This window comes from Seonamhaeicola marinus, from assembly GCF_008085455.1.
Genome location: NZ_VSDQ01000547.1, coordinates 1 through 911, shown reverse-complemented (window position 1 = coordinate 911; position 911 = coordinate 1). Strand labels below are relative to the sequence as shown.

The 911-nt window shown below is 30.7% G+C and carries 1 protein-coding gene; it reads left to right on the top strand.

All coding sequences use genetic code 11. The features are described 5' to 3' along the window. Positions 1 to 868, top strand: an 868-nt coding sequence (locus tag FUA24_RS08195) for a sensor histidine kinase (protein WP_148541258.1), incomplete at its 5' end; no start/stop codon positions are given. Positions 869 to 911 lie beyond the last annotated feature (43 nt).

Here is a 911-nt window from a genome sequence, read left to right as displayed (position 1 = left end):
AGTGCTTTATGATGAAAACAACCAGAGCCCGTATAAATTATTGGTTAATTTTCCTAATGATAGAAGTTTTATACTATCAACAATAATAGGTATGATTTTACTATCAATAGTATTTACATCTATTATTGTAGTAGCTTATACAAGTGCACTATATCAGTTAATTAAACAACGAAAAATATCTGAAATAAAAACAGATTTCATTAATAACATGACGCATGAGTTTAAAACACCTATAGCAACCATAAATTTAGCTCTAGATGCCATAAGAAACCCAGCAATTATTGATGATAAAGATAAAGTGAAGCGTTATTTATCTATGATAAAAGAAGAAAACAAACGCATGCACGCCCAAGTTGAAAACGTATTAAGAATATCTAAACTAGAAAAAAATGAACTAAACATAAGTAAGGAACGCGTTAAATTGCACGACTTAGTTGAAGATGCTATAACCCATGTTGAACTTATTGTTGAAGACAGGCAAGGTTATATAAAACCATTTTTAAATGCCAGTAAAACATCGGTTTTAGCTAATGAAACGCACTTTACAAATGTTATAGTTAACATTTTAGATAACGCAATAAAATACTCACCCAATGCGCCCGAAATTGAGGTTTATACTGAAAACATTGGTAACAATGTACTCTTAAAAATAACCGATCATGGTAGCGGTATGAGTAAAACAGCAGTAAAGCATGTGTTTGAAAAATTTTATAGAGAAAGCACAGGCAACATACATAATGTAAAAGGACATGGTTTGGGTTTAGCCTACGTTAAACGTATAGTTGATGATCACCAAGGCTATGTTTCAGTAGAAAGTGAAAAAGGAAAAGGAAGCACATTTACAATTAAGCTTCCGTTAATATCATAAAAATATGGAAGAACTAAAAAAACGAATCTTATTAGTTGAAGAC